The 21862-nt window shown below is 65.3% G+C and carries 14 protein-coding genes and 2 pseudogenes; 11 read left to right on the top strand and 5 right to left on the bottom strand.

Going from position 1 to position 21862, the window contains the following annotated elements; all coding sequences use genetic code 11:
* Positions 1–106: 106 nt before the first annotated feature.
* Complete coding sequence (locus JI59_RS01780; protein ID WP_038576795.1) at positions 107–586, bottom strand: peroxiredoxin; 480 nt, start codon at positions 584–586, stop codon at positions 107–109.
* A 302-nt stretch (positions 587–888) separates the two neighbouring features.
* Here JI59_RS01780 and JI59_RS01785 point away from each other — a divergent pair, with 302 nt between their 5' ends.
* The 9 genes and pseudogenes from JI59_RS01785 to trxA all read left to right on the top strand — a co-directional run bounded on the left by JI59_RS01785 (position 889) and on the right by trxA (position 14542).
* Positions 889–1296 (top strand): S-adenosyl-L-homocysteine hydrolase, encoded by a 408-nt coding sequence (locus JI59_RS01785; RefSeq protein ID WP_239000584.1) that lies wholly within the window; start codon positions 889–891, stop codon positions 1294–1296.
* A 175-nt stretch (positions 1297–1471) separates the two neighbouring features.
* Positions 1472–2958: pseudogene (gene ahcY, locus JI59_RS01790) on the top strand (adenosylhomocysteinase).
* Between the two features lie 189 nt (positions 2959–3147).
* Positions 3148–5502: a sensor histidine kinase gene (locus JI59_RS01795; RefSeq protein WP_007014889.1), complete on the top strand. Its 2355-nt coding sequence runs from the start codon at positions 3148–3150 to the stop codon at positions 5500–5502.
* A complete protein-coding gene (tsaE, locus tag JI59_RS01800; protein ID WP_007014890.1) occupies positions 5499–5945 on the top strand; it encodes a tRNA (adenosine(37)-N6)-threonylcarbamoyltransferase complex ATPase subunit type 1 TsaE in 447 nt (148 codons plus the stop codon). The genes JI59_RS01795 and tsaE overlap by 4 nt, the downstream gene beginning before the upstream one ends.
* Positions 5942–6937, top strand: coding sequence for an aminoglycoside phosphotransferase family protein (locus tag JI59_RS01805; protein WP_038575371.1), 996 nt, complete (start codon positions 5942–5944; stop codon positions 6935–6937). The genes tsaE and JI59_RS01805 overlap by 4 nt, the downstream gene beginning before the upstream one ends.
* Positions 6934–7659 (top strand): nucleotidyltransferase family protein, encoded by a 726-nt coding sequence (locus JI59_RS01810; RefSeq protein WP_007014892.1) that lies wholly within the window; start codon positions 6934–6936, stop codon positions 7657–7659. Before JI59_RS01805 ends, JI59_RS01810 begins: the two co-directional genes overlap by 4 nt.
* Positions 7652–10648: a PD-(D/E)XK nuclease family protein gene (locus tag JI59_RS01815; protein ID WP_007014893.1), complete on the top strand. Its 2997-nt coding sequence runs from the start codon at positions 7652–7654 to the stop codon at positions 10646–10648. The genes JI59_RS01810 and JI59_RS01815 overlap by 8 nt, the downstream gene beginning before the upstream one ends.
* Positions 10645–14145, top strand: coding sequence for a double-strand break repair helicase AddA (gene addA, locus JI59_RS01820; protein WP_007014894.1), 3501 nt, complete (start codon positions 10645–10647; stop codon positions 14143–14145). Before JI59_RS01815 ends, addA begins: the two co-directional genes overlap by 4 nt.
* 76 nt (positions 14146–14221) lie before the next feature.
* Positions 14222–14542 (top strand): thioredoxin, encoded by a 321-nt coding sequence (gene trxA / locus JI59_RS01825; RefSeq protein WP_007014895.1) that lies wholly within the window; start codon positions 14222–14224, stop codon positions 14540–14542.
* 84 nt (positions 14543–14626) lie between these two features.
* Here trxA and JI59_RS01830 read toward each other — a convergent pair whose 3' ends face one another.
* The 4 genes and pseudogenes from JI59_RS01830 to JI59_RS01845 form a co-directional block, all read right to left on the bottom strand.
* Positions 14627–15436, bottom strand: a complete 810-nt coding sequence (locus tag JI59_RS01830) for an inositol monophosphatase family protein (RefSeq protein ID WP_007014896.1) — start codon at positions 15434–15436, stop codon at positions 14627–14629.
* Positions 15433–16056 (bottom strand): glutathione S-transferase family protein, encoded by a 624-nt coding sequence (locus JI59_RS01835; RefSeq protein ID WP_007014897.1) that lies wholly within the window; start codon positions 16054–16056, stop codon positions 15433–15435. The genes JI59_RS01830 and JI59_RS01835 overlap by 4 nt, the downstream gene beginning before the upstream one ends.
* A pseudogene (argJ, locus tag JI59_RS01840) lies at positions 16056–17281 on the bottom strand (bifunctional glutamate N-acetyltransferase/amino-acid acetyltransferase ArgJ). The gene JI59_RS01835 and the pseudogene argJ overlap by 1 nt, the downstream one beginning before the upstream one ends.
* Positions 17282–17313: 32 nt before the next feature.
* Entirely contained in the window at positions 17314–18441 is a 1128-nt protein-coding gene (locus tag JI59_RS01845) for an acyltransferase family protein (protein WP_007014899.1), read from the bottom strand.
* A 250-nt stretch (positions 18442–18691) separates the two neighbouring features.
* On the opposite strand from JI59_RS01845, the gene JI59_RS01850 reads away from it, so the two are divergent.
* Both JI59_RS01850 and secA read left to right on the top strand, forming a co-directional pair.
* Positions 18692–19009: a hypothetical protein gene (locus tag JI59_RS01850; RefSeq protein ID WP_007014900.1), complete on the top strand. Its 318-nt coding sequence runs from the start codon at positions 18692–18694 to the stop codon at positions 19007–19009.
* 108 nt (positions 19010–19117) lie between these two features.
* Positions 19118–21856: a preprotein translocase subunit SecA gene (gene secA, locus JI59_RS01855; RefSeq protein ID WP_007014901.1), complete on the top strand. Its 2739-nt coding sequence runs from the start codon at positions 19118–19120 to the stop codon at positions 21854–21856.
* Positions 21857–21862: the final 6 nt, after the last annotated feature.

A 21862-nucleotide genomic window follows, 5' to 3' on the forward strand; every position in this document is an offset into this window, starting at 1 on the left:
CTGGCGATCCGTGGCGGATCATGCGGCGATACCTGCGAGACATACGAAAAAGGGCGGCCTTCGTCTGCCGAAGGCCGCCCCGATTGCGTCAAACGCTCTGAAAGTTTCAGAGCTTGCCGAGCATGTATTCGGCCGAGCTGACCTCGAACGTGCCGGGTGCCTCGACGTTGAGCTGTTCGACGACGCCGTCGTTGACGACCATCGAGAAGCGCTGGCCGCGGCTGCCCAGGCCGAAGCCGGAACCGTCCATGACCAGGTCCACGGCCTTGGCGAATTCGCCGTTGCCGTCAGCCAGCATGGTGACGTCGTTGGAACCGGCGGCCTTGCCCCACGCGCCCATCACGAAGGCGTCGTTGACGGCAGTGCAGACGATTTCGTCGACGCCCTTGGCCTTGAGGTCTGCGGCCTTCTCGACGAAGCCCGGCAGGTGCTTGGCCGAGCAGGTCGGGGTGAAGGCACCGGGAACCGAGAACAGCGCGACCTTCTTGCCGGCGAAGTAGTCGGCGGTCTGGACCGGTTCGGGTCCGCTTTCGCCAGCCTTGATCAGCTTGACGTCAGGCAGCTTGTCTCCAACGGCGATGGTCATGGAATGCATCCTTTATTCTGCAAGTGAATCGCAACGTGGCGAGATATAGGGTGCTGCGGCATTCCGGCAACGCCTCTGCGTGGTAAATTTCGATTTACGGTGACCGTTCAATCGTCGGTAAACGCCTGGGGTGATCCTCGGTCTCATGCAGGACTCGGCCTGCGGGGGGGACTGGGACAATGGGCACTTTCGAGAACATATTCGGGGCAACACGCAAGTCAGATAGCTTTGCAAGCGGCGAACGGCGGTTGTTATGGGCATCGCTGATCGGAATCATCATCGCGATCTGTATCGGCTTGCCGATGCCTGCGAATGCAGCGGGCAATGACGGCAGCGCGGAAAAGTTGCGCCGGCTTGACATCATGCTGATGGTCACCGGCCTGCGCTGCCGGACAACCGCTGATAACTTCACCGCCGATTACGGGGACTTTACGCGGCACCACTTGAGCGAACTGAACGAGGCCAGCAACGACCTCAAGACCGACCTCGCGCGGCGCTACGGGGCGAAGGGCGCGAACCGGGCGCTCGATCGCATGAGCGTGGTCATGGCCAATGAATACGGCGGCGGCCATCCCTGGCTGACGTGCGCCGAACTCAAGGACGTGACGCGCAGTCTGGCGAAGGTCCAGGGCCGTGAAACCCTGGTCGAAGCGGCCGGGCAACTGCTCTCGCGCCAGCCGGCTCCCTTGCTGGCGCTGGCCTCGCGCTAGAATCCAATCGTCGATTTCCCGCCGTCCGCGCATAAGCGGGGGCTAGCGCGAAGGCGGCGGCCTTGTGGCCGCGGGAGGAAATGGCTCTACTCCCGCGGCCATATAAAGATTTCTTTATATTTGCTTCTCGCGGACTGAAACGGTAGGTACGCCGCATTCAGGTTGCTGCATCTGCATGCCCAAGGGACAGGCGCGCGGCACCCCGTCGAACCTAACCGAACCGTTTCAGGAGTACCTGTCCGTGGCCACCGCCCAGACCGCCGCACACGATTACGCCATCGCCGACATCGGCCTTGCCGAATATGGCCGCACCGAGATCGCGATCGCAGAAACCGAGATGCCGGGCCTCATGGCCCTGCGCGAGGAATTCGGCGAGAGCAAGCCGCTCAAGGGCGCGCGTATCACTGGCTCGCTGCACATGACGATCCAGACCGCGGTGCTGATCGAGACGCTGGTCGCGCTGGGCGCCGAAGTGCGCTGGGCCACCTGCAACATCTTCTCGACCCAGGACCACGCCGCCGCCGCAATCGCCGCGCAGGGCATCCCGGTCTATGCCATCAAGGGTGAGAGCCTTGCCGATTACTGGGACTATGTCGGCCGCATTTTCGACTGGTCGAGCGAGGGCAATCCCGATCTCACCTGCAACATGATCCTCGACGATGGCGGCGACGCCACCATGTTCGCGCTGTGGGGCGCGCGCGTTGAAGCCGGAGAGCCGCTTTTCGAACCCTCGAACGCCGAGGAAATCGAGTTCGTGCGCGCACTTAACGCCTTCCTCAAGGCCAAGCCGGGCTTCCTGTCGCGCACTGTCAACGCGATCAAGGGCGTTTCGGAAGAGACCACAACCGGCGTTCATCGTCTCTACCACCTCGCCAAGGACGGCAAGCTGCCGTTCCCGGCGATCAACGTGAACGATTCGGTCACCAAGTCGAAGTTCGACAATCTGTACGGCTGCCGCGAATCGCTGGTCGATGCGATCCGCCGCGCGACCGACGTCATGCTTGCCGGCAAGGTCGCCTGCGTTGCCGGTTTCGGCGATGTCGGCAAGGGTTCGGCCGCATCGCTGCGCAACGGCGGCGCGCGCGTCATGGTCACCGAGATCGACCCGATCTGCGCCCTGCAGGCGGCCATGGAAGGCTATGAAGTCGTCACCATGGAAGAAGCCGTCAAGCGCTGCGACATCTTCGTCACTGCCACCGGCAACGAAGGCGTCATCACCGGCGCCCACATGGAGGCGATGAAGGACAAGGCCATCGTCTGCAACATCGGCCACTTCGATTCCGAGATCCAGATTTCGGCGCTCGACAATTACAACTGGCATGAAGTGAAGCCGGGCACTGACCTGGTGACTTTCCCGGACGGCAAGCAGATCCTCGTTCTTGCCAAGGGCGCCTGGTGAACCTGGGCTGCGCCACCGGCCACCCCAGCTTCGTGATGTCTTCCAGCTTCACCAACCAGGTGCTTGCGCAGATCGAACTCTTCGCGAAGTCGGACGACTACGAGAACCGCGTCTATGTCCTGCCCAAGCACCTTGACGAAAAGGTCGCCGCGCTGCACCTCGAGAAGCTCGGCGTGAAGCTGACCAAGCTTTCCAAGCGCCAGGCCGACTACATCGGCGTGCCGCAGGAAGGCCCGTTCAAGCCGGACCACTACCGCTACTGATCGGAATTTCATCCCGGCCTTGCTCCTGCAGTGAGGCCGGCGGTGCCCGAGATCCGGTACTTGCCCAGGCAGGTGCCGGATTTTTTGGTTGCGCGCTGCCGAACGGAGGCGCGCGGATGGGGGATTGCGTCCATTGCAGCGCAACCAACCCATTGTCATCACGGGCAAGGCGCACCATAGCCATCTGCGATGGACCAGGAGCGCCTCGTAACACTGCTGATCGGATTGCTGCTCGCGGCGTGGACGCTGGGGGCAGCCTGGGCGATCCTCTCGGCGCGCACGCGCCAGAAGCGGGCGGAAGGGGCGCTGCGCTCGGCGCGCAGGCTTGCCCGCATGGTGGAGGAATCGCCAGCGATTCCCCTGCTCGTACGTTCCGACGGGCGGATCGAGGCGAGTCCGCGTCTGGCGCAGTGGCTCGGGCTCGACGGCGTGCCGCAGTTCCTGTCCGAACTCGATACCGCCGAACGGGGCCTGCCTGCCGAGAAGCTGGCGGAGCTGACCGAAGCGGTGCGCCGCTGCCAGAAGACGGCCGCGCCTTTCCGCCTGGTCGCCACCCCGCGCAATTCCACCCGCAGCCTGGCGCTGCGCGGGCATCTCGCCGATCCGCAGGTCTCGCCCGGCGGCGCCGCGCTCGTCTGGGTCTTCGACTTTTCCGACAGCGAAAGCGAACTGGCTCGCCTGCGCGAGGAAGCGGCCCGGGCGAGAGGGGACTTCACCGCGCTCGTCTCGCTGATCGAGGCCGCGCCCATGCCGATGTGGTTCCGCCGTCCCGACGGCGAGTTGCAGCTGGTCAATTCGGCTTATGTCGCGGCTGTCGGCGGTCAAAGCGCCGAAGCGGTCGTGGCGGCCGGCGTCGAACTGGTCGAGACGGTTGACGGGCACACGCCTGCACACGTGGCGCAGGCCGCGCGGGAGAAGGGCGCGCCGATCGAGCGCATCGTTTCGGCCACGATCAATGGCCAGCGCCGGGCGCTGCGCGTCAGCGACTTGCCGCTCGGGAATGACGGCGTTGCCGGCTATGCCGTCGACATCGAGGATCTCGAGGAAATGTCGCGCTCGTTCCGCGCCTTCCGCGATGCCCAGCGCTCCATGCTCGACCAGCTTTCGGCCGGTGTGGCGCAGTTCGATGCCAAGCGGCGCCTGTCGTTCGCCAACCAGCCATTCCAGCGCCTGTTCAAGTTCTCCGCCAGGATGATGCAGGACCCGCCTGCCTTCGAGCGCCTGCTCGACGCGGCGCGCGATGTCGGGCGTGTTCCCGAAGTGCGCGACTTTCCGGTCTGGCGGCGCGAACGTGCAGCGTGGTTCGCCTCGGGCGACACGCAGGAGGAGGCCTGGTCGCTGGCCGATGGCACCCATCTGCGCATTGTCGCCCAGCCTGACCCGGACGGCGGCCTGCTGCTCATTGTCGAAGACCGGACCGAACAATTGCGCCTGTCGGCCGTGCGAGACACCCTGCTGCGCACCCGCACGGCGACATTCGACAGCCTCTTCGAATCGATTGCGGTCTTCGCGCCCGACGGCCGCATGCAGATCTGGAACCGCCGTTTCGCGGCCGACTGGGGACTCGACAGCGATTTTCTCGACACCCACCCGCATGTGGAGGCACTGCTCAAGAAGATCGCATCGCGCCTCAAGCGCGGGGCGGAAGCCGAACTTGTCGGCAATGTCGTGCGCGCGGCGACGCTCGATCGCACCCAGAAAGGTGGCCGGATCACCCTGGCCGACGGGCGTATCCTGGAATTTGCCGGCGTTCCGCTGCCCGATGGCAACGGCCTCCTCGCCGTGCTCGACATCACCGATTCGCAAAAGGCCGAAGACGCCCTGCGCGAAAGCAACGCGGCGCTGATGGAAGCCGATGCGATCAAGACCCGCTTCCTTGCCAACATGAGCTACGAACTGCGCACGCCGCTCACCTCCATCGGCGGCTTTGCCGAATTGCTGCAGGCGGGCCTCGGCGGCGATCTTAGCGACAGCGGACGCGAATACGTCTCCGACATTCTCGCCTCGGTCGACCAGTTGGGCGAACATATCGAGAGCCTCCTCGATCTCTCGCAGAGCGAGGCCGGCATGCTGCCGCTCAAGAAGGAAGAGATCGAACTCATGCCCTTCGTGCGCAGCGTTGTGGAAGAGCGCGCCGGGCGGCTGGAAAAGGCGGGGCTTGAGCTGGACCTGCAGGCCAAGGGGCTGCCGCGCCCGATTACTGGCGACCGCAAGCGGCTGGGCCGTGCCATCGGCCATCTGGTGGACAACGCCATCGCCGCTTCCAAGCGCGGGCAGCGGATTCTCGTGCAGGTCGCCTCGCGCAAGACACCGCAGGGCGAAGTCGCGCAGATCCTCGTTCAGGACAAGGGATCGGGCCTCGACAGCCGCAGCCTGACGCGCGCTCTGGACGGGATGAAGGTCAGCGCCGACGGCAAGAGCGTCGAGCGGCGCCAGGGCCTGGGGCTCCCGCTCGCCCGGCAGCTGGTCGAGGCGCATGGCGGATCGCTCAAGCTCGAATCCGAACCGGGCCGGGGCACCAGCGCCATCGTCGAACTGCCATGAGGATAGATCTGCCCGATCTCGCCGCGATGGAGCGGTTGGGCCGCGCCATTGCCGCGAAGCTGCAGGTGGGCGATGTCGTGGCGCTCGAAGGCGGTCTGGGCGCCGGCAAGACGACCCTGGCCCGGGCAGTGATCGCCGGCCTCGGGCACTTGGGCGAAGTGCCGTCGCCCAGTTTCGCCATTGTCGAGCTTTACGAACCGCCCCTCGTGCGCCTGCCGCTCGTCCATGCCGACTTCTACCGCCTCGCGCATCCGTCCGAGGCTGAGGAAATCGGCCTGGACGACTACCGCGAGGGTGCTGCCATGATCGCGGAATGGCCCGATCACGCCGGTGGCTTCGCGCATGAGCCGGGCTGCCTCTCCATCACGCTGGAAATTGCGGATGAGGGGCGGATCGCCATTGTCGAGGCGGGGGGTGATTGGCTAGGGCGAATGCCGATATGACGGACACTGCCGTGATGCTGCCTGCGGGCCTCGATTCCTTTCTTGAAACTGCCGGCTGGGCCGGCTCGCAAGTCGAGCCGCTACCGGGCGACGCGTCGTTTCGCCGCTATTTCCGCATTCGCCGGGGCGACGAGACGGCGATGCTGATGGACGCTCCGCCGCCCAATGAGGATCCGGGGCCGTTCCTGCGCGCCGCGCACTGGCTCAATGCCAATGACATGCGCGCGCCGCGAATCCTCGCCGAGGAGGCTGAACGCGGCCTCGTCCTGATCGAGGACTTCGGCGAGGCGCGCATGCGCGACTACCTCGACCAGTGGCCCGCGGACGAGACCGATACCTACAAGGGTGCCGTCGATGCTCTGGTGAAGCTGCACCGCCTGCCGCCGGGGCCGTTCCTCGAGTACTCGATGAGCGAATACCAGCGCGAGGCGCGCCTTTTCGTCGACTGGTACTGCGCGGCGCGGGGCCTCAAGGTCGACGTGCCCGGCTTCGTCGCCGCCTGGGATGCGGCGCTGGGCGGCATGCTTCCGCGCCAGCATCCGGGCGTGACCGTGCTGCGCGACTATCACGCTGAAAACATCATGCTTCTGGGCGCGCAGGAAAAGCAGGGGCTGCTCGATTTCCAGGACGCGCTGGTGGGCCATCCGGCCTACGATCTCGTTTCGCTGCTGCAGGATGCGCGCCGCGATGTCCCGGCGGAACTGGAAGCGCAGATGTTCGACCATTACACGCAGGCGAGCGGCGTCGATGCGGGTGCTTTTCTGGCCGATTACGCAAGGCTGGGCGCGCAGCGCAACACCAAGATCGTCGGCATCTTCGTGCGCTTGTGGAAGCGTGACGGCAAGCCGCGCTACCTCGACATGATCCCGCGCGTCTGGGCGCTGCTGGAACGCGACCTTGCGCATCCTGCGCTCGCTCCGGTGGCGCAATGGTTCGATGCGAACATTCCGTCGGATCTGCGGCAGGCCGGTGGAGGCAAGTTCGAGCTATGAGCGGCAAGCCCCTCGCAAGCGACACGGCGATGATCCTGGCCGCCGGGCTGGGCAAGCGCATGCGCCCGCTCACCGCTTCGCAGCCCAAGCCGCTGGTGCGCGTCGGCGGCAAGGCGCTGATCGATCATGCGCTGGAAAAGCTCGAAAACGCGGGCGTCGCCAAGGCGGTCGTCAACGTCCACTATCTTGCCGATGCGCTCGAAGGCCACATGAAGGTGCGCAAGACGGGGCCAGCAGTCACGATCTCGGACGAGCGCGAGGTGCTGCTGGAAACCGGCGGCGGCATGGTCAAGGCCGCGCCGATGCTGCCCGATCCGTTCTTCTGCCTCAACAGCGACAACATCTGGCTCGACGGGCCCAGCGACGTTTTCGCCGAGCTTTCGCAGGCGTGGGATCCTGAACGGATGGACGCGCTGCTGCTGCTGGTGCCGCACCCGCGTGCGCTGAACTACCGCGGGGAGGGGGACTTCCACCTCGATCCGGCGGGCAAGGTCAGCCGCCGCGGCAAGGGGCGGGTCGCGCCGTTCATCTACACCGGCATCCAGATCGTGTCGCACCGGTTGCTGCGCGATGCGCCCGAAGGTCCGTTCTCGACCAATGTCCTGTGGTCCCGCGCGATCGAGGAAGGCCGACTCTACGGCATTTCGCATACCGGCCTGTGGTTCGAAGTCGGTGATCCGGGCGCCATCAAGCCCACCGAGGCATGGCTGCCCCGTGCCTGATCGGGCCGGGCCGCGCGTTTACTCGATTGCTGCGCACCGCGGGTTTGCCGATGCCCTCGTGGCCGGCCTCGTGCCGCGCTATGCGCAAGGGGAGCTCGGCCTTGCCCGGCTGACGCTGCTCCTGCCCAGCCGCCGTGCGGTGCGCACCGTCACCGAGGCTTTCGTGCGCCATTCGGGTGAGAGCGAGACGCCTGGCATGCTGCTGCCGCGCATGGCCGTGGCAGGTGACCTCGATCTCGACGAGACGCTCGGCCCCTTGCTCGATCCGCTGGGCGCTGCCGACATTCCGCCGGCTGCCGATCCGATGCGGCGCTGGCTGCGCCTTGCCCATTACCTGCGGGAAGTCGAGGGCGACGAGGCCGGGAAGGGCGCGGCCCTCCTGCGCCGCGCGTGGGAACTGGGCAGCACCATGGACCGGCTGCTGGTCGAGGGGATCGCGCCGATCGACCTGATGTCGGAGCGGGTCATCGGCATCGTCGGAGATCTTGCCGGGCACTGGACGGACAATACCCGCGCTTTCCTGAAAGTGCAGCAACACTGGATCGCCGAACTGGCCGAACGCGGGCAGATCGACGCGCCCGAACGCCGCAACCGCCTGTTTGAACATGCCGCGAAGTGTTGGCGCGCTGAACCGCCGCAGCATCCGATCGTTGCCGCCGGTGTTACCAGCGCCTCTCCGGCGCTGGCGAAGATGCTGCGCGTGGTGAGCGAACTGCCCGGCGGTTCGGTGATCCTGCCCGACCTCGATCTGGCGCTGGATGCTGGCGTCTGGGACGAACTGGGCACGGCTGGAAATCCGGTCGAGCCGGACGATCCGCCCTTCGGTCGCAGCGATGCGGTGACCCATCCGCAATATCACCTCAAATTGCTGCTCAACCGCATGGGCATTGCGCGCGACGAAGTGCAGCCCTGGCACCGTTCGGGGCACGGCGCCGCACCGCCGGAGCGCAGCAAGGTCATTTCCAACCTGTTCCTGCCGCCGCGCGCCTCCTCCGTCTGGGTCGATCTGCCTGCTGAAAGGCGCCGGCTCTCCGGCGTGCGGCTCATGGAAAGCGCACATCCGGGCGAAGAGGCGCAGGCAATTGCGGTGATGATCCGCGAGGCGTTGGAGACGCCCGAACGCCGCGTCGCGCTGATCACGCCCAACCGCGGTCTTGCCGGGCGGGTCGTTGCGCATCTGGAACGCTGGGGGATCGAGGCAGACGATACCGCCGGACGGCCCTTGCCACAGTCCGCTGCGGGACGGCTGCTGCTCCTACTGGCCGAACTGGTCGCCGAACAGGGCGCCCCGGTGCCGCTCATCGCCCTGCTGACGCATCCATTGGCCGGGTCGGGGGAAGGGCGCGCGCGCTGGCTGGAAAATGCCCGCAGGCTCGACCTCGCCTTGCGCGGTCCGCGACCGGGAGCGGGGCTGGCGCCCATCGCCGTGCTCGCCGAAGAAGCCAGGCTCGGCGAGTGGTGGGCATCGGTTGCGGACATGTTGGCGCCGCTGTTCGCCTTTGGCGAGGCAGAGCCGCTCGAAGTCCTGCTCGGCGCCTTCAGCGAAATTGCCGAGACGCTTTGCGGGGATGCCTTGTGGACCGGGCCGGACGGCCGCGCCCTCAGCGCGTTCGTTGAGGAATTGCGCGGCGCGGCGAGCGCGGCGGGCACTGTCCTCGATCCGTGCGAACTGCATGCGGTGCTGCGCGATGCGATGGACCGCGCCTCGGTGCGTCCGCCCTGGGGCGGGCATCCGCGCGTATCGATCTACGGCCTGCTCGAAGCGCGTATGAGCCGTGCCGATCTGGTCATCTGCGGCGGACTGGTGGAGGGTACCTGGCCTGCGTCGCTTTCGCAGGATTCGCTGTTGCCCCCTGCCGTTCTGCGCGCGCTGGGCGTACCGGGAGCCGATTTCCGCATCGGCCTTGCCGCGCATGACCTTGCTGCAGCACTCGGCGCGCCCGAAGTGGTGCTGAGCTGGGCGCAGCGCGACGAAGGCGGCCCGGTCATTCCTTCCCGCTTCGTATTGCGCGTGAAGGCGATGCTCGGCGATCAGGCCGCGCGCCATGTCGAGAGCGAGGCGCTGCGACTGGCGCGCAGGCTTGACGAGGCGGCGAAGGTGGCGCCTCATCCGCGGCCCCAGCCGATGCCCGATGCCGAGCAGCGCAAAGTCGACATCTCGGTCACCGGCCTCGATCGCCTGCGCGGCGATCCCTATCAGTTCTATGCCAGCTCGATCCTCGGCCTGCGCACGCTCGATGCGCTCGATGCTGAACCGAGCGCAGCCTGGAAGGGCGAGATTGCGCATAGGATCCTCGAACTGTGGCACAAGTCGGGCGAGCCCAGGGGCGGTCTGCACGCCATAGCCGAACAGGTGCTCGACGAAGCGAATGCGCACCCGCTGATGCGGGCGCTGTGGTGGCCGCGTCTGGCCGCGGCGCTCGATACGTTCGATGCAATGATTGCCGACCAGAAGGGGCAGGGCCGCGAAGTGCTGTGCGTCGAGGCCTGGGGCGACATGCGGTACCGCGATGTGCGCATCCATGGCCGCGCCGACCGTATCGACCGCAAGGCGGACGGCACGCTTGCGGTTGTTGACTACAAGACCGGAGGCCCGCCCCGGCCGCTGCAGGTCAAGGAAGGCTTTGCGCTGCAACTCGGCCTGATCGCGATGATCGCCGAACAACGCGGTTTCAAGGGCGTCGAGGGCGAAGCCAGCGGTTTCGAGTACTGGTCGCTCGCCAAGAAGCCGCGCACCGACGACTTTGGCTATGCGGTTGAACCGGTCACCGACGATCCGAAGAAGCAGGAGAAGATGGTCCTGCGCGAAGAGTTCCTGGACGAGACCGAGGCTTTTCTCAACGATGCGCTCGACAAGTGGATCCTGGGCACCGAGCCCTTTACCGCGCGGCTCAATCCCGAACTGGCCAGCTATGCCGATTACGACCAGCTGATGCGCCTGGACGAGTGGATCACCACGCTCGGCGGCAGCGGGGAGGACGCGGCATGAGCGGTCCGGCCACCGTCCATCCCCTTCACGGCAAGCAGATGCGCGCGGTCGATCCCGAAGAGACCGTGTGGCTCTCCGCTTCGGCCGGAACCGGCAAGACGCAGGTTCTGTCTTCGCGCGTGCTTCGCCTGCTGCTGCAGCCGGGCGTGGATCCTTCGCAGATCCTGTGCCTGACTTTCACCAAGGCTGGCGCTACCGAGATGGCGGCGCGCATCAACGGCACTCTCGCCGAATGGGTGCGGCTTGAGGATACGCAGCTTTTCGCCAGGCTCGATGCCATCGGCGCCAAGGCCGATGGCGAGACCATGGCACGCGCACGCACACTGTTTGCCGCCGTGCTCGACTGTCCCGGCGGCGGCCTGCGCATCGATACGATCCACGCCTTCTCGCAGTGGCTGCTGGCGACGTTCCCGCTCGAAGCGCAGCTGATCCCGGGATCGCGGCCGATGGAAGACCGCGAGCGCGTGCTGCTTGCGCGGCAGGTTCTGGCCGACCTGCTGGTCTCGGCCCAGAGCGAGCCCCGGGGCGATCCGCAATTGCTGCGCGCCATCAGCGACCTCTCGCTGAGGCACGGACCCGATGCGGTCGAGGCTTTCCTGCTGCGCTGCGCCTCGGCGCGTGAGGCGTGGTTCGGTCCCGGCGGCTGGCAGGAACCGATGCGCGAGAACGTGCTGCGATTGCTGGGCCTGCCGAGCGAAGCCGACGAGGTCTATCTGGCAGATCTGTGCAGCGACGAGCGCTTCGACGTGCGCTCTCTGCGCCGATGCTGCGAGACGTTGGCAGACTGGGACACCAAGGCCGGGCGAGAAGGCGCCGAAGCCTCGGTCGTGTGGCTCTCCGCTTCGCCGGAGAAGCGCGCCGCGACCATCGACGATCTCTATTTCGGGCTGTTCACCAAGACGACCGATGCGCCCAAGCAACTGACGAATATTCTCAAACGCGATCCCGACTACGAGGGTTACGTACTGCGCGTGCAGGAGAGCATCGCCCGGGTGCGCGAGGCCAAGGCATTGCTGGAACTGACCGAGCGACTGGTCCCCGCGCTGCGGCTAGGCCGGACCTTTGCTCTCGCATGGGACGAAGCCAAGCAGCGCGAGGGCCTGATCGACTTCGACGACCAGATCCGCCGCGCGGCCGATCTGCTGCGCAACCAGTCGCAGGCGGACTGGATCCGCTACAAGCTCGACCGCCGCTTCGACCACATTCTCGTCGACGAGGCGCAGGACACCAATGCCGCGCAATGGGACATCATCCTTGCCATGGCCGAGGAGTTCTGGGCCGGCCTTGGCCAGCATGGCGACCTGATGCGTACGCTCTTCGTTGTGGGCGATTACAAGCAGGCGATCTTTCGCTTCCAGGGCACGAGCCCCGAGAACTTCCGCCGCGCCGCCGAGAAAGTGCGCGCAAAGATGAACGAGGCGGCGCAGAATGCAGAAATGCTGCGCAGCAATTTCCGTCCGCGCAGCCTGCTCGAACTTGGCCTCGACCGCAGTTTTCGCACTGCGCAGAAAGTCCTCGATTTCGTCGACGATGCGATCGGCGGGATCGGCCATGCCAATTTCGGTCTCGCCGATGCGCCCGAGCGCCATGACGGGCAGGACCGGCCCGGATACGTCGCCTTGTGGAAGCCGGTTGGCGCGGCGATCGGCGACGATGACGATGACCCGCGCGACGAGGGTGAGGATGAAGGGCAGGAGGGCTGGCTTTCCAAGCCCGACCGCCAGATGGCCGAAGGCATCGCCCGGCAGGTGAGGGCATGGCTCGATCCGATGGCTCCGGGCTTCACCTTGCAGAAAGGCAAGCCGCGCCGCGCCCATGCCGGGGACATCATGGTGCTGGTGCGCCAGCGCAAGGAACTTGCCGGGCTGATCGTCGGGCGGCTTCATGCTGCAGGCGTGCCTGTTGCCGGTGTCGACCGCCTCCGGCTCGGCGCGCCGCTGGCGGTAAAGGATCTCGTCGCCGCGCTGCGCTTCGCGGTCCAGCCGTTCGACGATCTCAACCTCGCCAGCCTGCTCGTCTCGCCGCTGGTGGGTTGGAGCCAGGAGCAATTGCTGCGCCACGGCTACCGGGACAAGCACACGCGTCTCTGGTCGCATCTACGCGCCAGCTCGGATCCGCAAGTCGCTGCCGTGCTGCAGCAATTGGGCGCGCTGCTGGCACTGGCCGACTTCGAACCACCGCAGCAATTGCTGCACTGGCTGCTGGTGGGGCCGTGGCAGGCCCGGCGCAAGCTGGTCGCCCGGCTCGGCAGCGAGGCCAACGATCCCATCGACGAACTGCTCAACGCCGCGCAGGCCTATGTTGCCACCGACACGCCAAGCCTTGCAGGTTTCCTTGCCTGGTTCGATGCCGGTGACGGCGAACTGAAGCGCGAGGCGGACAGCGCCGCCGGGCTTGTCCGGGTGATGACGGTCCACGGCTCGAAAGGCCTGCAGGCGCCTATTGTCATTCTCGCCGATGCGACCGGCAATCCCGAGCGCAGCCGCGACCGCGGCCTCGATCTGCCCGACCCGCGCGATGAGCATCGCAAGATCCCGCTTCCCCCTATCCCCTCGGCGGCAAAGAAGATCGGGCGGATCAGGGACGAGATCGAGACCAACCGTGCGGCGGACGAGCAGGAGCACTGGCGCCTGCTCTACGTCGCGATGACCCGCGCGGAAGAAGCGCTGTTCGTCGGCGGCGCGCTGGGCAAGAGCGACAAGGGCGTGCCTGCGCCCAAGAGCTGGTACGCGCGCCTGCGCGATCTTTTTCCGCCCGAAGCCGAGGTCGCCGATCCGGTCTGGGGTGCGCGCTGCGAATGGGGCGAACTGCCGGAGCCCGTCGCGCCTGAAACCGGCCCGGTCGAGTTGCCCTTGCCCGAACCGCTGCCGGTCTGGCTGGACCGCGCGCCGCCTGCCGAACCGCGTCCGCCAAGGCCGCTCGCGCCTTCGGCCCTGGGCGAGGAGGAAGCGCCCGATCCGCCGTTCCCGCCCGGTGCGGGCCGCGATGCCGCGCGGCGCGGTACGCTGGTCCACAAGCTGCTCGAGCGTCTGCCCGAAGTGGCGCTGGCCGAGCGCGAAGCGGCAGGGCGCGCCTGGCTTGCGCGCAATGCTGCCGATCTGGAAGAGACGCAGCGCGAGGCGATGCTGGGCGATGCCCTGGGGGTTCTTGCCAATCCGGACTGGGCACCGCTGTTCGCCGAGGGCAGCCTTGCCGAAGTGCCGGTGGCCGCCATCGTCGGTGGGCAGGTCGTGGCGGGCACTATCGACCGGCTGGTCGTCGAGCCCGAGCGCGTGCGCCTCGTCGACTACAAGACGTCGCGCCGGCCGCCCGAATCGCTGGAGGCCGTGCCCAAGGGCAACCTGCGTCAGATGGCTGCCTACGCAGCCGCGCTCGAAGTGGCCTTTCCGGGCCGCGCTGTGGAAGTGGCGTTGCTCTACACCACGGCCCCGCGGCTCATCACCGTGCCTGCCGAGGTCCTTGCAGCGCACAAGCCGGACTTCTTGCCACCCGAGTAAAGCTTCACCGCACAGGCGTTGTCACGAGCGGTTTCTTCCCTAGATTGCAGTCAAACCCGATTTTAGGAGTCATTTCATGCCGACCATTGCCGTCACCGATGCCAGCTTCGAGGACGATGTCCTGAAGTCCGACAAGCCCGTTCTCGTGGACTTCTGGGCGGACTGGTGCGGTCCGTGCAAGATGATCGGGCCGGCTCTCGAGGAAATCAGCGACGAACTGGGCGAGCAGGTGACCATCGCCAAGATGGACATCATGGCGAACACCGACACGCCGGCCAGCTTCGGCGTGAAGTCGATCCCCTACCTCGTGCTGTTCAAGAACGGCGAGAAGGTGGCCGACAAGCTTGGCGCCGCTCCCAAGAGCGCGCTCAAGGGCTGGATCGAAAGCAGCATCTGATCGATCCCTGCACCGGCGCCCCGGCGCCCCGGCGCCTGCGATGCGAAATGCCGAACCCCTCTCACCTTACAGGGTGGGAGGGGTTCAGCGTATGCGGGCGATGATTTCGGCGAATTCGTCCCACAGCTTGGGCGATGAGGCGCCCAGCAGTTCGCGGCGTTCGTATTCGTCGACGCGATAGGCGCTGCCGTCCGGCCGCGCGGCCTTGCCGCCCGCCTCGTTGAGGAAGAGTACGCCCGCGGAATGGTCCCAGGGCAGGGTGCGGTTGAACACCGATATGTCGTTTGTGCCCAGCACGAGGCGTGGATACTGTTCAGCCGCGCAGCGCGGAATGTCGACCAGCCGGTAATGCGGGGCGATATGGCGGATGACCTTCTCGCGCGCGTCTTCGTCCATGAAGATCGTCGAGATCGCCGCGACGGGCGGAGACTCGCCGCTCGTGCGCGCGGCCACGCGTTCGCCGTCGATCCAGGCGCCCGTGCCGATTCCGGCATGGCAGAAACGCCCGGTCAGCGTGTCGAGAATCCAGCCGCCGATGGTCTCACCCTTGTCGGCCAGTGCGACGAGAATGCCGAACGGCGGCTTGCCCTGTGAAAAGTTCATTGTCCCGTCGAGCGGGTCGACGATCCAGCAGAGCCGGTCCTTGAGTCGTTCGAGCACCGACTTGTCGGCATGGACTGCCTCTTCGCCCACGACATCGGCTTCGGGCAGGAGCGCGGCCAGCTTTTCGGTGAGGATCGCCTCGCTCTCATGATCGGCGACCGTCACTACATCGTCCGCGGCCTTGGCGATGATCTCGTGGGAGGCAAGCAAGCGATAGCGCGGCGCGATGGCGCGATCCGAGGCATCGCGCATGATAGCCTCTACGGCACGGGTGAGTTCGGGGGTGATCATGTCAGAGGGATCATCACCTGCTGGGCGAAGCCGGGACGCTCCCTGATACGCTCATACCAAGCCGTGACGTTGGGGAACTCTGGCTTGTCGAACGGCAGCGAAAACCAGGTATAGGCATAGACGCCCATGGGAATGTCGCCGATGCCGAACTGGCCACCCGACAGCCACGGCTTTTCGCCAAGATACCGCTCCATCACCGCAAGCTGCTGCGCGCACCTTGAGATGTCGCGCGCAATGGCGGACATGTCGCGCTCTTCCGGCTTTGTCCGGGCAAAGCTGAGGAAAGGCAGGCGCTGGGCGTCGGCATAAGTGATCTGCCAGTCCATCCAGCGGTCGGCGAGCGCGCGGTCGATAGGGTCGTGCGCATACCAGCGCGGGCCGCCGTATTCGGCTGCCATGTAGCGCAGGATTGCATTCGATTCCCACAGGACCAGCTTTCCGTCCTCGATCGTCGGGATCAGGCGGTTTGGGTTCTTTTCGAGATAGTCCTCGGTGTAGCCGAACTGGCCACCGATATCGTGGCGCACGTACTTCAGGCCCAGTTCCTCGGCGAACCAAGCGACCTTCTTGACGTTGTGGGAGTTCAGCCGCCCCCAGATCGTGAATACCGGAACGCTCATCAGCTGCGGTAATCCGCATTGATGGAGATATAGCCGTGCGTCAGGTCGCAGGTCCACACGGTGGCCTGGCCGTCCCCGAGACCAAGGTCGACCTCGATGGAGATGTCCTGTCCCTTCAGGTGCGCGGCGACGGGGGCCTCATCGTAGTCGGCGAGCGGCAGCCCTTCGCGTGCGGCCCAGGTGCCGCCGAAGCCGATGGAGAGCTTGTCGCGGTCGGCCGGCTCGCCCGCCTTGCCCACGGCCATGACGACGCGGCCCCAGTTGGCGTCCTCGCCGGCGATGGCGGTCTTGACCAGCGGCGAATTGGCGATGGCAAGGCCGACCTTGCGCGCGCTTTCGTCCGAGACGGCGCCCGAGACGGTTACGGCGATGAACTTCTGCGCCCCTTCGCCGTCCCGCACGACGAGGTGCGCAAGCTGGCGGCACACGTCGTGGACGGCAGCGGCGAAGGCATCGGCACCGGCGCTCTCGAACGAGGCGAGGGGGCATTGCCCGCCTTGCCGGTGGCGAAGGCCATGACCGTGTCGCTGGTCGACGTGTCGGAATCGACGGTGATGCACGAGAAAGTGCGCAGGTTCGCAGCGGAGAGGCATTCCTGCAGGAATGCCGGCTCAACCGCCGCGTCGGTGAAGAGATAGCCGAGCATCGTTGCCATGTCCGGCGCGATCATGCCCGAACCCTTGATGATGGCGCTGATCGTCACCGTCTTGCCATCGACGATGGCTGATGCAGTCGCGCCCTTGGCGAAGGTGTCGGTCGTGGCGATGGTATTGGCGGCGTCTTCCCAGGTGCAGGGCTGCGCCGTCAGCGCCTTGTCGACGCCCTCGCGAGCCTTGTCCTTGGGCAGCGGCACGCCGATCACGCCGGTCGAGGACACGAAGACCTGTTCCAGCGGGCAGCCGAGGTGTGCGCTGACCTGACCCATGATCTGCTCCACCGCTTCGCGGCCGCGGTACCCGGTGAAGGCATTGGAATTGCCGGCGTTGACGACGAGCGCGCGCGCCTTGCCCTGCCGCACATTCGCGCGGCCCAGCTCCACTTCGCTGGAACAGCACAAGTTGCGGGTGAAGACTCCTGCGACGCTGGTGCCTTCGTCGAGTTCGACATAAGTCAGGTCGCATCGGCCCCAGTCCTTGTACCCGGCGCGCACGACGCGCGCGGTCACGCCGGCAATCGGCGGCAGGGCGGGAAAGGGCGATGCGAGCGGTGAGACGGGGTATGCCATGCCTGCAGCGCGTAACGCGTGCGCGCGCGGCGTCAAGCTTCGACAGGAGGCTGTCGGTCAACCTTCCCTTTGGCGGAGCTTTGGCTGTGCGATAGGTCCCCGGCTTCACCGAGCTTTTGCGCTGACGCGGACTTGGCTTTGTGCCGATGATCGATGGTGAAGCCAAGTCCGGCAGCCAGCATCAGGCTGGTCGCCAGCGCAGCGACGCCGGTGATTGGTGACTGATCGAAGTGACTGAAGAGCTTGAGGATCGGAAGATGCACCGCGTAGAGCGGAAAGGATAGAATTCCGAGGCCGCTGAACACACGTTCGAGGCGTGAGGGAACGGACCCGCATGCGGCTAGCCAGAACAAGGCTGGCATCGCCACCAAGACGCTCAGCGCATCTCCAGAGGCACGGCTCAACCAGCCATTTGTAAAACACAAGGCAATCGGCAAGAGCGAGATCAGGGCAAACGGGACGAGCCAGTGGCTTTCTATGCGAGTGCGTCTGGATTGCCAGAGCCGCCCAAAGCAGATGCCGAGGGTGTAGGCGAAGGCAACCCGGGGCAGCCCGGCATACCAGTCGAGCGAATCGGGCCCGACCCTGTTGCTGCCATAGGTGAATATGACGAGCGCTTCGGTAGTTCCGGAAATGACCGCAATGCCGAGCAGAACTTTGGTTGCAAGGCGTTGCAGCAACATAGCGTGCACAAGGTTTGCAATAAGCTCGAATAGCAATGACCACTGCGGCCCGTTAAGCGGAAAGGCTTCCAGGTCGCGAATGCCGGTGAGCGGAATCATCGCGAGGGCCATCAGGAGCGTGAGGGCGATTTCGACGGTACCCGATCCACCTGTCGCGAACATGACCATTGCGCCGGCGACGGCGCCCAGGGCCGCCATCGGCCAGAGGCGGATGATACGGGCGCGGATGAAAGCGCTGGGAGGCCAGCCTTTCGCCAGCCGCGGTTCGAGTGCCAACGTGAGAACGAAGCCGCTGAGGATGAAGAAGAAGTCTACAAATAGATATCCGCGCGCAAAAAGGTTCTTCACATGGAAAACGTGACCGAAATGATAGCCCATGACGCTGATCGCGGCGATTCCTCGCAGGCCGTCGAGCAGGAGCAGGCGCTGTGGCGATCGAGCCGTCATTGAGGCGCATCCGGACATTCCAGCCATCATAAGCCAAGACTGTTAAATCGCCGTTGCCCTCGCTGCGGGTTGCAGGAGTGTGAGCGCGATATTTTGCTCTCGGGCATTTGTCATAGCCGGGTTCATTGCGCCAGAAGGGGCGATGTTGCCGTATTTTTTCCAGATGCCTGCGGGCTGTCGTGACGCGGTCCGGTGATCGAGTAACCGTGCAATGGAGATAAAGATTGGCCGATGAGGCCGGCTGTGACAGCGGACAATTCACCGCGTCGCGAGCTCTACGGTGGACTATTGTAATTACCGCCCCTATCTGGTCCGCATGGCGAACCGCCTGATCCTGACTCTGCTCGCACTTCTGACGGGCCTTGCCGCGCAGATCGGTCCGGCCGAGGCGCGTGCGTCGCAGGTTGCGAGCATGCAGGTCGGCACGCTGGCCGAGTCATCGGCGGTCAAGGCGCCGCGTGCGCCCGTGGCGCTGGCACAGTTGCCTGAGCCGGGTCTGCGCAATACCCGCAGGCATGCGCCCGTGCTCGTTTCGGCAGAGCCGCTCGCTCTTGCCGCGCCCGCCGTTCTGGCAGGGATAGATCGCGCCCGCGAATAGCGCCGGCGCGCGCATTCTTTCGCTTCTTCGCGATATTCTGTCGTGCCTGCCATGATCGCGGGCGCGCCTTCAGACCATACGCATTCATGTAAAACAGGGATTCCCGCCATGCTCGGCGCACTCGTCAAATCGATTTTCGGTTCGTCCAACGAACGCTACGTCAAGTCACTCGAAAAGATCGTCCAGCAGATCAATGGCTTTGAGCCGACGCTGGAAGCCTGTTCCGACGAAGAACTCGCTGCGCAGACGCCCAAGTTCCGCGAAATGCTGGCGGCCGGGGCGACGCTCGACGACATCCTGCCCGAAGCCTTCGCCACCGTGCGCGAGGCCTCGAAGCGCGTGTTCGGCATGCGCCACTTCGACGTCCAGATGATCGGCGGCATCGTCCTGCATCGCGGTGAGATCGCCGAGATGCGCACGGGCGAGGGCAAGACCCTTGTCGCGACGACCGCGACCTATCTCAACGCGCTGGAAGGCAAGGGCGTTCACATCGTCACGGTGAACGACTACCTCGCCCGCCGCGACGCGGAAATGATGGGGCAGCTGCACAATTTCCTCGGCCTGACCGTCGGCGTGATCGTGCCCAACCTCAACGAGTTCGAGCGCCGCGAGGCCTACGCTGCCGACATCACCTACGGCACCAACAACGAGTTCGGCTTCGACTACCTGCGCGACAACATGAAGCATGAGCGCAGCCAGATGGTGCAGCGCCCCTTCAACTTCGCCATCGTCGACGAAGTCGACTCGATCCTGATCGATGAGGCGCGTACGCCGCTCATCATCTCGGGTCCCACCGACGACAAGTCGGAGCTGTACATCTCGGTCGACGCGATCGTGAAGCAGCTCGACGCGGAAGACTACGAGACCGACGAGAAGACCAAGAACATCACCCTCACCGAGGACGGTGTCGAGAAGGCCGAGCGCATGCTCGAGGATGCCGGTCTGCTGGTGGGGTCGAACCTCTACGATGTCGAGAACACGCAGGTGGTTCACCACCTCGACCAGGCTCTCAAGGCCGTGGTCATGTTCAAGCGCGACACCGACTACATCGTCAAGGACAACAAGGTCGTCATCATCGACGAGTTCACCGGCCGCATGATGGACGGCCGGCGCTGGTCGAACGGCCTGCACCAGGCGGTCGAGGCCAAGGAAGGCGTCAAGATCGAGCCGGAGAACCAGACTCTCGCCTCGATCACCTTCCAGAACTACTTCCGCATGTATCCCAAGCTTTCGGGCATGACCGGCACTGCCGCGACCGAGGCGGCGGAATTCTACGACATCTACAAGATGAACGTGGTCACCATCCCGACCAACCTGCCGGTCGCGCGCGTCGACGAGGAAGACGAGTTCTACAAGAACACGCTCGACAAGTTTGCCGCCATCGCCAAGCTGATCCGCGAGAAGAACGAGAAGGGCCAGCCGGTCCTCGTCGGTACCGTTTCGATCGAAAAGTCGGAACTGCTTTCGGACTTCCTCAACAAGGAAGGCGTCAAGCACTCGGTCCTCAATGCGCGCTTCCATGAGATGGAAGCGCATATCGTTGCCCAGGCCGGTCGCTATGGCGCGGTGACCATCGCCACCAACATGGCCGGCCGCGGCACCGACATCCAGCTTGGCGGCAACTACGAGTTCCGCATCGACGACGAGCTCTCCGAAATTCCCGAAGGTCCCGAGCGCGAAGCTGCGATTGCACGGATCAAGATGGAAGTGAGCGACGAGAAGGACCGCGTCATCGCTGCAGGCGGCCTGTGCGTCATCGGCACCGAGCGCCATGAGAGCCGGCGCATCGACAACCAGCTGCGCGGCCGTTCGGGCCGTCAGGGCGACCCGGGCCTTTCGAAGTTCTACCTCTGCCTCGAGGACGACCTGCTGCGCATCTTCGGTCCGGACACGCTCTTCGCCAAGATGATGAACAGCAACCTTGCCGACGGCGAGGCGATCGGCTCGAAGTGGCTGTCCAAGGCTATCGAGACGGCGCAGAAGAAGGTCGAGGCCCGCAACTACGAAGTGCGCAAGCAGGTCGTCGAATACGACGACGTGATGAACGACCAGCGCAAGGTGATCTACGAGCAGCGCTCGGACATCATGGACGCCGAGACGGTCGACGACGTCGTGGTCGACATGCGCAACGACACGGTCAACTCGCTTGTTGCCGATGCCTGCCCGCAAGGGTCGTACCCTGAGCACTGGGATGTCGAGGGCCTCAAGGAAAAGGCGAAGGACATTCTCGGGGTCGATGCCCCGATCGACGCCTGGATCGACGAAGACGGCATCGAGCCGGAAATCGTCGAGGAACGCCTGGCCGAGCTGGCTGGTGCGCACATGAGCGCGAAAATGGCCAGCGACGATCCGGCGATCTGGCGCCAGGTGGAAAAGTCCATCCTGCTCGACCGCATCGATCATCACTGGAAGGACCATCTCGCCACGCTCGACGCGCTGCGTCAGGTCGTGTTCCTGCGCGCTTATGCGCAGAAGACGCCGATCAACGAGTACAAGCAGGAAGCCTTCGGCCTGTTCGAGCACATGCTCGATACGATCCGCGAGGACGTGACCCGCATTCTGTCGGTCAGCGAACTGCGCATTCCCGAGCCGGCCCAGCTGCCCGAACTGCCCGACTTCCTGACCGGGCACATCGATCCGCTTACAGGTCTCGAGAATTCCAATGACGGCGACGGTTCGGCCGAACGTGCGGCGCTGTTCGGTTCGCTTGCAGGCAGCCCGCAGGCGACGGCTAGCCCGGGCGGCACTGCCGAGAATCCCTATGCGGACCTGCCGATCAGCCGCAATGCGCCTTGCCCCTGCGGTTCGGGGAGCAAGTACAAGCACTGTCACGGCGCGCTGGTCTGACGCTTC

The sequence above is a fragment of the Novosphingobium pentaromativorans US6-1 genome, from assembly GCF_000767465.1.
Taxonomy (GTDB): domain Bacteria; phylum Pseudomonadota; class Alphaproteobacteria; order Sphingomonadales; family Sphingomonadaceae; genus Novosphingobium; species Novosphingobium pentaromativorans.